Genomic DNA, 15,860 nt, shown 5'->3' on the forward strand with positions numbered 1-15,860 from the left:
TTTAACTGAGCGTTCCAGTCGAATAATTAAATGATTGAGATGTAAGTCCTGTGCCACGTAGACGGAATAAATTAATAGTGGCTCGAACTAAGGCGTATCCCTTTCTTTCGCGTTGTAAGGCATGTAGCCCTACTTTTCTGCATAGCCTAAAATTGGCAACAACGCGTTAAATAGCCCTTTGCGCATAATAGTGCTTAAGTTCCACAACTTGGGTAATAAAAGGTATATTAATTAGCGCAATATCGTGTTTAACAAGGAAAAGCGATGAGAAGATTTTTATTAACATTGACAATGGCTGCAGCCATTACCGGCTGTTCGGATAATGAAGTAGGTGATGTATCACTTGGCATGTTTACTACAAAAGATATTAAAGTAACCTCATTAACTGATGACAAAATTCCTGGTGTAACATGTCATGTTGCCTCGATAGAAGCAGACCTGAGTTTTTCAGACCCAAGTGACAGTTCAATTTCGTGTCGTCAAACAGGCGAGATAACGGCGAGTATGATTGCCGCAATTGATAAAAGTGATTCTGGCGAAGTGGTGTTTAAAAAATCTAAAAGTATTTTCTTCAAAACCATGAAAGTTAGGCGTATCTACGATGCCAAACATCAAACCCTTTTATATATTTCATATACCACCAAAGAAACCGAAGGTAGTTTTAAACATAGTTTATCAACGGTACCACTCCTTGGCACAAAAGCTTATATAACGCCGGTTGACTTACCGTCATCCTAGTCACGTACCGTCATCCTGAGGATTGAAGCGAGCTCAGGATCTCCTGACGTTACAACGAGTCTTATTAACAAGAGATTCCGGCCTAAAACACTGCCGGAATGACGAATACCACACAATCATTCTCCTCTAATGCCGTCATCCTGAGGAGCAAAGCGAGCTCAGGATCTCTTGACGTTACAACGAGTCTTATTAACAAGAGATTCCGGCCTAAAACACTGCCGGAATGACGAATACCACACAATCATTCTCCTCCAATGCCGTCATCCTGAGGAGCAAAGCGAGCTCAGGATCTCCTGACGTTACAACAAGTCTTATCAACAAAGGATTCCGGCCTAAAACACCGCCAGAATGACGAATACCACACAATCACTCTCCTCCAATGCCGTCATCCTGAGAAGTGACGCGAGCTCAGGATCTCCTGACGTTACAACGAGCGTTGCGTTAATCAACAAAAGATTCCACCCTAAAACACCGCCGGAATGACGAATACCACAAAATCATTCTGCTTCAATGTCGTCATCCTGAGGAGTGAAGCGAGCTCAGGATCTCCTGACATTACAACGAGTCTTATTAACAAGAGATTCCGGCCTAAAACACTGCCGGAATGACGAATACCACACAATAATTCCCCTCCAATGCCGTCATCCTGAGGAGCAAAGCGAGCTCAGGATCTCTTGACGTTACAACGAGTCTTATTAATAAGAGATTCCGGCCTAAAACACCGCCGGAATGACGAATATGTTAAAAACAAAAAAGAGCACCGAAGTGCTCTTTTTTTAGGTTTGGTTTGTTATCAAAGATTAGTCAAGAATCTTAGATACAACACCAGCACCTACTGTACGCCGCTCAACTGCGCGCCAGAGGCGCTTGTGAAAATTACTAAAAACAGTCCATTAGGACTCTTTTCTTAACGCATTTTCTCATCACGGAACACCGTGAAGCTGGCCTCTAAAACAAAAAAAGAGCACCGAAGTGCTCTTTTTTTAGGTTTGGTTTGTTATCAAAGATTAGTCAAGAATCTTAGATACAACACCAGCACCTACTGTACGGCCACCTTCACGGATAGCGAAGCGTAAACCTTCATCCATCGCGATTGGGTTGATTAGCTCAACAACAAACTTAAGGTTGTCGCCTGGCATTACCATTTCTACACCTTCCGGTAACTCTACAGCACCTGTGATGTCTGTTGTACGGAAGTAGAACTGTGGACGGTAACCTTTGAAGAATGGTGTATGACGACCACCTTCATCTTTTGTTAATACGTAAACTTCTGATTCGAACTTCGTGTGTGGAGTGATTGAACCTGGCTTAGCAAGTACTTGACCACGTTGAACTTCATCACGCTTAGTACCACGTAATAATACACCACAGTTCTCACCTGCACGACCTTCGTCAAGAAGCTTGCGGAACATCTCTACACCAGTACATGTTGTCGTTGTTGTATCTTTGATACCTACGATTTCTACGTCGTCACCTACACGGATGATACCGCGCTCTACACGACCTGTTACTACTGTACCACGACCTTGGATTGAGAATACGTCTTCGATTGGTAAGATGAAGTCACCGTCGATTGCACGCTCTGGCTCTGGAATGTATGTGTCTAATTCGTTAGCAAGTTCTAAGATTTTCTCTTCCCATTGTGCTTCACCGTTAAGTGCGCCTAATGCTGAACCTTGGATGATTGGTAAGTCATCACCTGGGAAGTCGTACTCTGAAAGTAACTCACGTACTTCCATTTCTACTAATTCTAATAACTCTTCGTCGTCTACCATGTCACACTTGTTTAAGAAAACAATGATGTAAGGTACACCAACTTGGCGAGATAATAAGATGTGCTCACGTGTTTGTGGCATTGGACCATCTGTAGCAGCTACTACTAAGATTGCGCCGTCCATTTGCGCAGCACCAGTGATCATGTTTTTAACGTAATCGGCGTGACCAGGACAGTCTACGTGTGCGTAGTGACGTGATTCTGTGTCGTACTCAATGTGAGAAGTATTGATTGTAATACCACGCTCACGCTCTTCTGGAGCGTTATCGATTTGAGCGAAATCACGAACTTCACCACCGTGAGTTTTTGTTAATACTGCAGAGATAGCAGCTGTTAAAGTTGTTTTACCGTGGTCAACGTGACCGATAGTACCAACGTTAACGTGCGGTTTCGAACGTTCAAATTTTTCTTTAGCCATTTTTTCTGTACCTTAAGATATACAATTAATTAATTTTTTGTTCCTCACAGCGCTAATACAAGGCTCAGAGGCTAGCCGTTAATTTTAGATAAGGGATATACCCTTGTCAAAAACCCGCTACTTGCTCTAACTTGTCTTACTGCCGTTCGGCGGTTGTCAGTGTTCAGTTAATACTAATAGCTACTTAGTATAAACATCAGTTCTTAAATCTCGCCTGCCTAAAAAACACTGACACTGCCTTTAAGACAAACTGACCTACAAGTAAGTCAATTATCGGTATAAACCGAGGTTCTTCCTAGAAAGAACCGCCGCGTGATTCAACAATACTGGTAGCAACATTCTTCGGTGCTTCACTGTAATGTGAGAACTCCATTGAGTATGATGCTCGACCTTGGGTTGCGCTCCGTAAATCGGTGGCGTAACCAAACATTTCCGCTAGTGGCACCATGGCATTCACTAACTTCATGCCTGCTGGACCTTCGTCCATACCATCGATCATGCCTCGGCGACGGTTTAAGTCACCTACAACATCACCCATGTTTTCTTCTGGTGTTGTAACTTCCACTTTCATCATTGGCTCTAACAGCACAGGATCTGCTTCCATTGCGCCCTTTTTAAAGCCCATTGATGCGGCAATTTTAAACGCCATTTCGTTAGAGTCAACATCGTGGAATGAACCATCAAATAATGTCACTTTAACGTCGAGCATCGGGTATGAAGCTAACACACCTGATTCCATTTGCTCTTTACAGCCTTTTTCTACTGCTGGAATATACTCTTTTGGCACAACACCGCCAACAATCTGGTTTTCAAATTCAAAACCTGCGCCTTCTTCCAATGGCTCTAGTTTCAACCAAACGTGACCAAATTGACCACGACCGCCAGATTGTCGAACAAATTTGCCTTCCACTTCTACTGACTTTTTAATTGTTTCACGATATGCAACCTGAGGTTTACCGACATTACAGTCAACCTTAAACTCACGCATCATACGGTCAGTAATGATATCAAGGTGAAGCTCACCCATACCTGAAATAATGGTTTGGCCTGATTCTTCATCAGTTTCAACTTTAAACGAAGGGTCTTCCGCTGCTAGCTTGCCTAGCGCGATACCCATCTTGTCTTGGTCAGCCAATGTTTTTGGCTCAACCGCAACCGAAATAACCGGCTCAGGGAACTCCATGCGCTCTAACGTAATAACATTATTGCTATCACAAAGCGTGTCACCTGTAGTTACGTCTTTTAAGCCAATCGCCGCGGCAATATCGCCAGCTCGAACTTCACTCACCTCTTCACGGTTATTTGAGTGCATCTGAACAATACGACCTAAACGCTCTTTTTTCCCTTTAACTGGATTAAAAACAGCATCACCTGTTTTAACAACACCAGAGTACACACGGAAGAACGTTAACGTACCAACGAACGGGTCAGTCGCTACTTTAAACGCCAACGCAGCAAATGGTGCATTGTCATCAGCTTCGCGGGTGCCTTCGGTTTCGTCTTTATCGTCATTAATACCTGTGATTGCCTTAACTTCGGTAGGAGAAGGTAAGTATTCAACAACTGCATCTAGCACAGCTTGAACGCCTTTATTCTTAAAAGCACTACCACAAGTACACAAGACGATTTCATTGGCTAATGTGCGCTGACGTAAACCTGCTTTGATTTCTTCTTCGCTAAGGTCACCTTCTTCAAGGTATTTTTCCATTAGCTCTTCGTTGGCTTCTGCAGCTTCTGACACTAAGTTTTCGCGCCATTCTTCTGCTTCATCCATCATATCAGCTGGAATCTCTTCATATTCGAAGGTCATGCCTTGGTCGGCTTCATTCCAGTTGATAGCTTTCATCTTAATTAAGTCGACAACGCCAGTGAAATCTTCTTCACTGCCGATTGCTAGCTGCATAGGCACTGCCGTTGCACCTAAACGGTTTTTAATTTGATCAACGACGTTTAAGAAATTTGCGCCCATGCGGTCCATTTTGTTAACAAAGACCATACGTGGAACTTCATACTTCTCCATTTGACGCCATACTGTTTCTGTTTGCGGTTGAACACCACTTGAGGCACAAAGTACCAACACAGCGCCATCTAGCACACGTAACGAACGTTCCACTTCAATGGTAAAGTCAACGTGACCAGGAGTATCGATGATATTAATGCGGTGATCGTCAAATTGACCCTGCATACCTTTCCAAAAACAGGTGGTCGCGGCAGACGTGATCGTAATACCACGTTCCTGCTCTTGCTCCATCCAGTCCATGGTAGCTGCGCCATCATGAACCTCACCGATCTTGTGAGAAAGACCAGTGTAAAATAAAACACGCTCAGTTGTTGTCGTTTTACCTGCATCTACATGAGCACAAATACCAATATTTCGGTAACGCTCAATAGGTGTTGTACGAGCCACTATTTTATCCTTTTATTAACTGCCAGGTTTAATAACCTAACGTCAAAATACTCAAGGTTAACGAGCTATTTTCACGTTAATTTATTACGTTTTTATTAAAAATAGAAAAGCGTAGCCGCAAATGCGACTACGCTTATCATTATATTACCAACGGTAATGAGCGAACGCTTTGTTCGCTTCGGCCATACGGTGAACGTCTTCACGTTTCTTAACCGCTGAACCTTTGTTGTCAGACGCATCTAACATTTCGTTAGCTAGGCGCTGAGCCATTGATTTTTCACCACGTTTACGAGCTGCTTCAACTAACCAACGCATGGCTAGAGCGTTACGACGAACTGGACGAACTTCAACTGGAACCTGATAAGTAGAACCACCTACACGACGAGATTTAACCTCAACCGCTGGGCGAATGTTTTCTAAAGCTTCTTCGAAAAGCTCTAAGTGTTCTTTATCGTTTTGCTTCTCAGCTAAAATGTCTAATGCACCGTATACGATTTTTTCTGCAGTAGATTTCTTGCCATCAACCATAAGGATGTTGATGAATTTTGCTAATAGTTCATTATGGAACTTAGGATCTGGTAATATTTTACGTTGTCCTACGACGCGTCTTCTTGGCATCTTAAATTCTCCGTATTATTCAGGGGTTACCCAAAATTTCGTTAAAAATGTTTAATTTGGCCTTACTTCACGGAAACCGTTAAGATTTAGGGCGCTTAGCACCGTACTTAGAACGGCCTTGTCTACGATCGTTAACACCTGAACAGTCAAGTGCGCCACGAACGGTGTGATAGCGAACACCAGGTAAGTCTTTAACACGACCACCACGGATTAAGATAACGCTATGCTCTTGTAAGTTGTGACCTTCACCACCGATGTAAGATGTAACTTCGAAACCGTTAGTTAAACGAACACGAGCTACTTTACGTAGTGCTGAGTTAGGTTTTTTAGGTGTAGTAGTATATACACGAGTACATACACCACGGCGTTGCGGACAAGCTTCTAACGCTGGAACGTTAGACTTCGCAACTTTCTTGACACGTGGTTTACGTACCAATTGGTTAATAGTTGCCATTATAGCTCCTGATTAAATTAAAACATGGGAGTAAACTACACCTTGGTGCTTTTTATTCCCGCTAATAAACGTGTGTAAAATCAAACCTTATATCCAATGCAAATAAGCGTAGAATACAAGGTCGCGGAATTCTAATGGTCAAGCTTTAAACTGTCAAGCTAAAACGCTTGTTATTGGTTGAAAAAGGATCGTTTTAGATCGTATGGATAGGATCTGATCGATTAAACCAGTTGATAGCCAAAAGGCGATAACGCCTGAACGCTATATCGCGATACGAACAATGCGGTAACTTTCGAGCAATAAAGCCCTTCAGCATTACAGCGTTTAGAGTAAAAAAATCCCCGCTAACTCTCGCTAGCGGGGATTTTTATTATTCGTTTTTAGTTAACAAGTAACTTATTCAGCGTCACCTAAGCCGTCTGCATTTAATGCATCCGTTAACGCTTGTGCTGCTTCGTCTTGTGACACTGTCACTTCTTCAGCTGCTAGCGCTTCGTTGCGCTTGCGCGCACGCTCTTGGTGATACGAGTAACCTGTACCTGCTGGGATTAATCGACCAACAATTACGTTCTCTTTTAAGCCGCGTAAGCTGTCTTTCTTACCAGCAACAGCTGCTTCAGTAAGAACGCGCGTTGTTTCCTGGAACGATGCCGCTGAGATGAATGACTCAGTTGCTAATGATGCTTTAGTGATACCCATCATTAACATTTCAATTTCAGCTGGTTGTTTACCTTGAGCGATTAACTCACGGTTAGCGATGTTTACATTCGCAACTTCAACAACTTCACCTTTCAAGAACTCTGAATCACCCGCGTCAATGATTTCACACTTGCGGATCATCTGGCGAACGATTACTTCGATGTGCTTATCGTTGATTTTTACACCTTGTAAACGATATACATCTTGTACTTCGTTAACAATGTAGTTAGCAACCGCTGCAACACCACGTAAACGTAAGATGTCATGTGGCGACTCAGGACCATCGGCGATAACTTCACCTTTAATTACTGATTCACCTTCGAACACGTTAAGTTGACGCCACTTAGGAATCATCTCTTCGTAAACTTCACCGCTTGGTTGCGTGATTAATAGACGACGCTTACCTTTGGTTTCTTTACCGAAACCGATAACACCCGTCTTCTCGGCAAGGATCGCAGGCTCTTTTGGCTTACGCGCTTCGAATAGGTCAGCAACACGTGGAAGACCACCGGTAATATCACGAGTTTTCGAAGACTCTTGTGGAATACGCGCTAACGCGTCACCGATATTAACTGGCGCACCATCTTCAAGGTTAACGATCGCGTTACCTGGTAAGAAGTACTGTGCTGGAATTTCAGTGCCAGCGATCATCACGTCATTACCTTTCTCGTCAACTAGCTTAACCATTGGGCGCATTTCTTTACCCGCAGAACTACGTTGGTTCGCATCAGTAACAACGATGCTTGATAAACCAGTTAGGTCATCTGTCTGGCGAGTCATTGTTAAACCTTCAATTAGGTCAACAAATTTGATCTTACCCGCTACCTCAGTAATGATTGGGTGAGTATGTGGATCCCAGTTCGCTACGATTTCACCAGCTTCAATTGCTTCGCCGTCGTTCTTCGCTAATACCGAGCCGTAAGGCACTTTATAACGCTCTTTCTCACGACCTAATTCATCAATAACAGTTAGTTCTGATGAACGTGAAGTAATTACTGCACGGCCTTCTGAGTTAATAACGAACTTAGCGTTTTGTAACTTCAAGGTACCCGTGTTCTTAACTTGAACAGAGTTTTCAGCTGACGCACGTGATGCTGCACCACCAATGTGGAAGGTACGCATCGTTAACTGTGTACCTGGCTCACCGATTGATTGAGCAGCGACAACACCAATTGCTTCACCTTGGTTGATCATATGACCACGCGCTAGGTCACGACCGTAACAGTGCGCACAAATACCAAAGTCAGTTTCACAAGTAATGATTGAACGTACTTTGATTTGGTCAATTGAGTGCTTCTCAATTAAATCACACAAACCTTCGTCAATTAACGTGTTACGGGTAAGTAATACGTCTTCTGTACCTGGCATTAATACGTCTTCAGCAACAACACGACCTAGTACGCGTTCGCGTAATGGTTCAACAACATCACCACCTTCAATTAATGGTGTCATTAATAGGCCATCTTCAGTGCCACAATCATGCTCAGTTACGACTAAATCTTGTGCAACATCAACTAAACGACGAGTTAGGTAACCCGAGTTCGCTGTTTTAAGTGCCGTATCGGCAAGACCTTTACGCGCACCGTGAGTAGAGATGAAGTACTGTAATACGTTTAGACCTTCACGGAAGTTAGCCGTGATTGGTGTTTCGATGATTGAGCCATCTGGCTTAGCCATTAGACCACGCATACCCGCTAGCTGACGAATCTGTGCCGCACTACCACGAGCACCCGAGTCAGCCATCATGAAGATAGAGTTGAATGAGTCTTGCTCTTCCATCTCACCGTCACGATTCTTGATTTGCTCTTTCGATAAGTTATCCATCATCGCTTTCGACACTTTCTCGTTAGCAGATGACCAAATATCGATAACTTTGTTGTACTTCTCGCCCGCAGTAACAAGACCTTGCTCGAACTGCTCTTGGATTTCTGCTACTTCTTCCTCAGCACCTTCGATGATTGAGTACTTAGCATCAGGGATAACCATGTCATCAATACCTACAGAGGCACCGGCGATCATCGCATAGTGGAAACCTGTGTACATGATGTGGTCAGCAAAGATAACGGTATCTTTAAGACCTAGATTACGGTATGCATGGTTGATCAAGCGAGAAATTGGCTTTTTACCTAATGGCTGATCGATAAGATCGTATGGTAGGCCCTTAGGACATACTTGCCATAAAATTGCACGACCTACCGTAGTATCGCGTACCGCAGTTTTCGCTTCTAATTCGCCTTCAGCGTTGCGAATATGCTCTGTAATACGAACTTTAACACGTGCGTGTAATTCAGCTACACCTGTGCGGTAGGCTTTTTCTGCTTCTTTTTCAGAGGCAAAAACCATACCTTCACCCTTGCCGTTTACGCGGTCACGAGTCAAGTAGTAAAGACCTAAAACAACGTCCTGTGATGGTACGATGATTGGATCACCGTTTGCAGGAGATAATACGTTGTTTGTCGACATCATTAACGCACGAGCTTCTAATTGAGCTTCAAGTGTTAATGGAACGTGTACCGCCATTTGGTCACCATCGAAGTCGGCGTTGTATGCCGCACAAACTAATGGGTGAAGATGAATCGCTTTACCTTCGATCAGTACAGGTTCAAATGCTTGGATACCAAGTCTGTGAAGTGTTGGTGCACGGTTAAGCATAACTGGATGTTCACGAATAACTTCGTCTAATACATCCCATACTTCTGCGCCTTCACGTTCTACTAATTTCTTAGCCGCTTTGATTGTAGTCGCTAAACCACGTGCTTCTAATTTGCCGTAGATAAATGGCTTGAATAGCTCAAGTGCCATCTTCTTCGGAAGACCACACTGGTGTAAACGCAATGTTGGACCAACGGTAATAACAGAACGGCCTGAGTAGTCAACACGCTTACCAAGTAAGTTTTGACGGAAACGACCTTGCTTACCTTTGATCATGTCTGCAAGCGACTTAAGTGGACGCTTGTTAGAACCGGTAATTGCACGACCACGACGACCGTTGTCTAATAACGCATCAACAGACTCTTGTAACATACGCTTTTCGTTGCGCACGATGATGTCTGGTGCTACTAGGTCTAATAGACGCTTCAAACGGTTGTTACGGTTGATTACGCGACGGTATAAATCATTTAGGTCAGACGTTGCGAAACGGCCACCATCTAGTGGTACTAATGGACGCAAATCTGGTGGAAGGATCGGAAGAACCGACATGATCATCCACTCAGGCTTGTTGCCAGATTGCGCGAATGCTTCCATTAACTTTAAGCGCTTAGTAATTTTCTTACGCTTAGTTTCAGAACCGATTTCTGGTAACTCTTCACGCATTTGCGCGATGTCGCCTTCAAGGTCGATTTGCTCTAATAAAGCAAGAACCGCTTCAGCACCCATCTTAGCGTCGAACTCGTCACCGTGCTCTTCTAACGCGTCAAGGTATTCTTCTTCTGTTAAGATTTGGCTCTTCTCTAATGTTGTCATACCTGGTTCGGTAACAACATATGATTCGAAGTATAAAACACGCTCGATATCACGTAAGGTCATGTCTAATAATAAACCGATACGCGATGGCAATGATTTTAAGAACCAAATGTGGGCAACTGGGCTTGCTAATTCAATGTGACCCATACGCTCACGACGTACTTTAGTTAGTGTTACTTCAACACCACATTTTTCACAAATTACACCACGGTGCTTTAAGCGCTTGTATTTACCACAAAGACATTCGTAGTCTTTTACTGGGCCGAAAATACGTGCACAGAATAAACCGTCACGCTCTGGCTTGAACGTACGGTAGTTAATTGTCTCTGGCTTCTTAACTTCACCGAATGACCATGAACGAATTTGATCAGGTGAAGCAAGTCCGATGCGAATACCATCGAATTCTTCTGTTTGATTTTGTTGCTTAAGAAACTTAAGTAAATCTTTCACACTCTATCTCCTGTCGGAGTTAAACCTTGTAAGAGGGCAACTAATAACTCAGTGCCCTCTTGCTATGCTAACTTCTTGTTAGCTAACCTCTTGACCGTTATTCCTGATCTAATTCAATGTTGATACCTAAAGAGCGGATCTCTTTAAGCAATACATTGAACGATTCAGGCATACCAGGTTCCATACGGTGATCACCGTCTACTAAGTTCTTATACATCTTAGTACGACCGTTCACGTCATCAGACTTAACCGTAAGCATTTCTTGTAAGGTGTAAGCAGCACCGTATGCTTCAAGTGCCCATACCTCCATCTCACCGAAACGCTGACCACCGAACTGAGCTTTACCACCTAGTGGTTGCTGAGTAACTAGTGAGTATGAACCGGTTGAACGAGCATGCATCTTGTCATCAACTAAGTGGTTTAGTTTCAGCATGTACATGTAACCAACAGTCACTGGACGCTCAAATTCACGACCGGTACGACCATCAGTTAAGATGAACTGACCACTTTCAGGCATATCAGCAAGCTTGAATAGCTCTTTGATTTCCTTCTCGCTCGCACCATCGAATACCGGTGTAGCTATTGGAAGACCAGCACGTAAGTTTTCTGCTAAGCGCATGATTTCATCGTCAGAGAAGCTATCAATATCAACTTCTTGGCGAGACTCACCTAACTCGTAAACTTCTTTTAAGAAGCTGCGTAATTTAGCCACTTCTTGTTGTGCTTTGATCATGCGATCAATCTTTTCACCGATACCGCGTGCCGCCATACCTAAGTGAGTTTCTAAGATCTGACCGATGTTCATACGCGACGGTACACCTAACGGGTTAAGCACGATATCTACCGGCACACCGTTTTGGTCATATGGCATATCTTCAACAGGTACTACGTTTGAGATAACACCTTTGTTACCGTGACGACCAGCCATCTTATCACCAGGCTGAATACGACGCTTAACCGCTAAGTAAACTTTAACAATTTTTAATACGCCAGGCGCTAAGTCATCACCTTGAGTGATCTTACGGCGCTTAGTTTCGTACTTCTTGTCAAACTCTTCTTTGATTGTGTCGTACTGCTCAGCGATTTGCTCTAATTCAGCTTGTTGACCTTCGTCAGATAAGTTTTGAACTAACCACTTGTCGCGAGACATTGAGTTAATATCAGATTCATTTAAGCCGGCAGAAAGGAGTAGTTTCTTAGCACGTGCGTAAATGCCGTCTTCTAAGATAGAGAACTCATCGCCTAAATCTTTCTTAACTTCTTTTAATTGCATTTCTTCAATTTCTAATGCACGTTGATCTTTTTCAACGCCATCACGAGTGAAGATTTGTACGTCGATGATAGTACCTGAAACAGAGTTTGGTACACGTAACGAGCTGTCTTTTACGTCAGCTGCTTTTTCACCGAAGATTGCACGTAATAGTTTTTCTTCTGGTGTTAATTGCGTTTCACCTTTAGGCGTTACTTTACCTACTAAGATGTCGCCGCCTTTAACTTCAGCACCAATGTAAACAACGCCAGACTCATCTAGCTTGCTCAGTGCTGATTCACCAACGTTAGGAATGTCTGAAGTGATTTCTTCAGCACCTAATTTAGTGTCACGTGCGATACAAGATAATTCTTGAATGTGAATCGTTGTAAAACGGTCTTCTTGCGCTACACGCTCAGAAATCAACATCGAATCCTCGAAGTTGTAACCATTCCAAGGCATGAATGCGATACGCATGTTTTGACCAAGTGCTAAGTCACCTAAGTCAGTTGAAGGACCATCTGCTAATACATCACCACGAACAACTGGCTCACCTACGCGACACGTTGGACGTTGGTTGATACATGTGTTTTGGTTAGAACGCGTGTATTTAGTTAAGTTGTAGATATCGATACCAGCTTCACCTGGCACCATTTCATCTTCATTTACTTTCACTACGATACGAGATGCATCTACGTAATCAACAACACCACCGCGCTTAGCAACTGCAGTTACACCTGAGTCTACCGCGATAGTTTTTTCCATACCTGTACCGACTAAAGGCTTATCAGCTTTTAATGTAGGTACAGCTTGACGTTGCATGTTCGCACCCATCAAGGCACGGTTAGCATCATCGTGCTCTAGGAATGGAATTAGTGATGCTGCTACAGAAACGATTTGCTGTGGAGATACATCCATATACTGAACTTGTTCAGCAGACATTAAGGTAAATTCGTTTTTGTGACGACATGGTACTAAGCCATCAACTAATTTACCGTTTTCATCTACTTCAGCGTTCGCCTGTGCAACCACGAAGTTACCTTCTTCGATTGCCGATAAGTAATCAACTTCGTCCGTTACCACACCATCAACAATCTTGCGGTATGGTGTTTCTAAGAAACCGTAATCGTTGGTACGCGCGTAACAAGATAACGAGTTAATTAGACCGATGTTTGGACCTTCTGGCGTTTCGATTGGACAAACACGACCGTAGTGGGTTGGGTGAACGTCACGTACTTCGAAGCCTGCGCGTTCACGCGTTAAACCACCTGGGCCTAATGCAGAAATACGACGCTTATGTGTTACTTCTGATAACGGGTTGTTTTGATCCATGAACTGAGAAAGTTGTGATGAACCAAAGAATTCTTTAACCGCTGCAGAGATCGGCTTAGCATTAATTAGGTCTTGCGGCATTACTGCATCTAAATCACCTAATGATAAACGCTCACGTACAGCACGCTCTACACGAACTAAGCCAACGCGGAATTGGTTTTCTGCCATTTCGCCAACGCTACGGATACGACGGTTACCTAAGTGATCGATATCATCTGTTTCGCCTTTACCATCGCGGATCGCGATTAACGTTTTCATTACAGAGATAATGTCGTCGTTTGATAATACGCCTTCACCGGTATCTTCTGATAAGCCAACACGACGGTTGAACTTCATACGACCTACTGTTGATAAGTCATAACGCTCTAATGAGAAGAATAGGTTAGCAAATAACGCTTCAGCAGCGTCCTTTGTTGGTGGCTCACCAGGGCGCATCATTCGATAAATTTCAACTAAGGCCTCTAAGCGGTTAGTTGTTGTGTCGATGCGCAAGGTATCAGACATATATGAACCAACATCAAATTCGTTCATGTATAAGGTGTCTAATGTTTTGTGGCCTGCTTGGCTTAACTCAGCTAATAACTCTAAGGTAATTTCAGCATTTGCTTCAGCAATAACTTCACCCGTTGATTCATCGATGTAAGCTTTAGATAACACTTTGCCTACGATGTAATCTGCTGGTACTTCTAATTCGGTAACATTTTCTTTATCTAATGTACGAATGTGACGCGCTGTAATACGACGACCTTGCTCAACAATGACATCACCATTTGGTAATTTAATGTCGAAGGTTGCTGTTTCACCGCGTAAGCGCTCTGGGATTAATTCCATGATCATCTTGTCGCCTTTGATTTCAAAAGCTGTTGTGTCATAGAACATCGCTAAGATTTCTTCAGTTGAGTAATCTAAAGCGCGCAAAATAATTGACGCCGGTAATTTACGACGACGGTCAATACGTACGAATAAGTTATCTTTCGGGTCAAACTCAAAGTCTAACCAAGAACCACGGTAAGGGATTACACGTGCGTTGTATAACACTTTACCTGAAGAGTGTGTTTTACCTTTGTCGTGATCAAAGAAAACACCTGGTGAACGGTGTAATTGCGAAACAATAACACGCTCAGTACCATTAATAACGAACGTACCGTTCTCTGTCATTAATGGGATTTCACCCATATACACTTCTTGCTCTTTGATATCTTTTACTGTGCCAGCTGGTGCGTCTTTATCGTACAGCACTAAGCGTAATTTCACACGTAAAGGAGCAGAATACGTAACGCCGCGAATTTGACATTCTTTAACGTCAAATAATGGCTCACCTAAACGGTAGCTTACGTATTGTAATTCTGAGCTACCTGAGTAGCTTTTAATTGGAAAGATTGAACGGAACGCGGCTTCTAAACCGGTTTCGCCAGTAGGATCAATATCAATGAACTTTCGGAAAGATTCGAGTTGGATGGACAACAAGAATGGATAATCCATTACTTGTGCACTTTTACCAAAGTCCTTTCTAATTCGTTTCTTTTCAGAGTAAGAGTAAACCATGGGGTTCCTCAGCTAGCTGGTTATACCGAATCTGTCTGGGAGCAGACAGCCTATTGCTGTGACATCAAATGCCAAGTTGATTGCACACTGATTAATATGCAGTCAACTTGGCAATACGTCTAAACTTTTAATAATGCACTGTTTTTGTGTAAAAAAAAACCACTTTATTTAGCGCAAAAAGGCCGGTGACGTTTAAATCACCAGCCAATGCCTGTTAGGCAAGTAATCTGTCAATAAACAGATTATTTGATCTCAACAGTAGCACCTGCTTCTTCAAGATCTTTCTTAAGTGCTTCAGCTTCTTCTTTAGAAACACCTTCTTTAAGAGCTTTAGGAGCAGCTTCAACTAATTCTTTAGCTTCTTTTAAGCCAAGGCCAGTTGCGCCACGTACTGCTTTGATTACAGCAACTTTCTTATCGCCGAAACCAGCTAAGATTACGTCGAATTCAGTTTGCTCAGCAGCAGCACCGCCAGCGTCACCACCAGCAACAGCAACAGCAGCAGCAGCTGATACGCCGAACTTCTCTTCCATTGCTTCAATTAATTCTACTACGTCCATTACTGACATTTCAGCAATAGCATTTAGGATATCGTCTTTAGAAATAGACATTATTCAATTTCCTGTGTTTAGGTAAACAATCTAAATATGATTGTTTGAAATAACTATAAAATACAAAAAGTGCGAGTTGGTCTCTTATAAACAAGAGGGT

At 43.0% G+C, this 15,860-nt stretch carries 8 protein-coding genes; 1 reads left to right on the top strand and 7 read right to left on the bottom strand.

Annotation, left to right across the window (positions count from 1 at the left end; all coding sequences use genetic code 11):
* The first annotated feature begins 264 nt into the window (after window positions 1-264).
* Window positions 265-738, top strand: coding sequence for a CreA family protein (locus LP316_RS02165; RefSeq protein ID WP_193022463.1), 474 nt, complete (start codon window positions 265-267; stop codon window positions 736-738).
* A 1,007-nt stretch (window positions 739-1,745) separates the two neighbouring features.
* Here the strand turns inward: LP316_RS02165 and tuf are convergent.
* The 7 genes from tuf to rplL all read right to left on the bottom strand — a co-directional run bounded on the left by tuf (window position 1,746) and on the right by rplL (window position 15,760).
* Window positions 1,746-2,930 carry an elongation factor Tu gene (tuf, locus tag LP316_RS02170; protein ID WP_193022464.1) on the bottom strand — a complete coding sequence of 395 codons (1,185 nt, stop codon included), beginning with the start codon at window positions 2,928-2,930 and terminating at the stop codon, window positions 1,746-1,748.
* A gap of 295 nt (window positions 2,931-3,225) precedes the next feature.
* The gene (gene fusA, locus LP316_RS02175; RefSeq protein WP_193022465.1) at window positions 3,226-5,337 is read right to left on the bottom strand and encodes an elongation factor G; all 2,112 of its coding nucleotides are present in this window, start codon (window positions 5,335-5,337) and stop codon (window positions 3,226-3,228) included.
* Window positions 5,338-5,481: 144 nt separating this feature from the next.
* Complete coding sequence (gene rpsG, locus LP316_RS02180; RefSeq protein ID WP_193022466.1) at window positions 5,482-5,955, bottom strand: 30S ribosomal protein S7; 474 nt, start codon at window positions 5,953-5,955, stop codon at window positions 5,482-5,484.
* A 79-nt stretch (window positions 5,956-6,034) separates the two neighbouring features.
* The gene (gene rpsL, locus LP316_RS02185) at window positions 6,035-6,409 is read right to left on the bottom strand and encodes a 30S ribosomal protein S12 (protein ID WP_193022467.1); all 375 of its coding nucleotides are present in this window, start codon (window positions 6,407-6,409) and stop codon (window positions 6,035-6,037) included.
* A 396-nt stretch (window positions 6,410-6,805) separates the two neighbouring features.
* Complete coding sequence (rpoC, locus tag LP316_RS02190; RefSeq protein ID WP_193022468.1) at window positions 6,806-11,023, bottom strand: DNA-directed RNA polymerase subunit beta'; 4,218 nt, start codon at window positions 11,021-11,023, stop codon at window positions 6,806-6,808.
* 97 nt (window positions 11,024-11,120) lie between these two features.
* Window positions 11,121-15,149 (bottom strand): DNA-directed RNA polymerase subunit beta, encoded by a 4,029-nt coding sequence (gene rpoB, locus LP316_RS02195; RefSeq protein ID WP_193022469.1) that lies wholly within the window; start codon window positions 15,147-15,149, stop codon window positions 11,121-11,123.
* Between the two features lie 242 nt (window positions 15,150-15,391).
* Window positions 15,392-15,760: a 50S ribosomal protein L7/L12 gene (gene rplL, locus LP316_RS02200; RefSeq protein ID WP_193022470.1), complete on the bottom strand. Its 369-nt coding sequence runs from the start codon at window positions 15,758-15,760 to the stop codon at window positions 15,392-15,394.
* Window positions 15,761-15,860 lie beyond the last annotated feature (100 nt).

The sequence above is a fragment of the Thalassotalea sp. LPB0316 genome (assembly GCF_014898095.1).
Classification (GTDB): domain Bacteria; phylum Pseudomonadota; class Gammaproteobacteria; order Enterobacterales; family Alteromonadaceae; genus Thalassotalea_G.

What these genes read in the sequence shown, in the direction of transcription:
- LP316_RS02165 (WP_193022463.1), top strand. Translation starts at nt 265, where the DNA reads ATGAGAAGATTTTTATTAACATTGACAATGGCTGCAGCCATTACCGGC.
- tuf (WP_193022464.1), bottom strand. Translation starts at nt 2,930, where the DNA reads ATGGCTAAAGAAAAATTTGAACGTTCGAAACCGCACGTTAACGTTGGT.
- rpsG (WP_193022466.1), bottom strand. Translation starts at nt 5,955, where the DNA reads ATGCCAAGAAGACGCGTCGTAGGACAACGTAAAATATTACCAGATCCT.
- rpsL (WP_193022467.1), bottom strand. Translation starts at nt 6,409, where the DNA reads ATGGCAACTATTAACCAATTGGTACGTAAACCACGTGTCAAGAAAGTT.
- rpoB (WP_193022469.1), bottom strand. Translation starts at nt 15,149, where the DNA reads ATGGTTTACTCTTACTCTGAAAAGAAACGAATTAGAAAGGACTTTGGT.
- rplL (WP_193022470.1), bottom strand. Translation starts at nt 15,760, where the DNA reads ATGTCTATTTCTAAAGACGATATCCTAAATGCTATTGCTGAAATGTCA.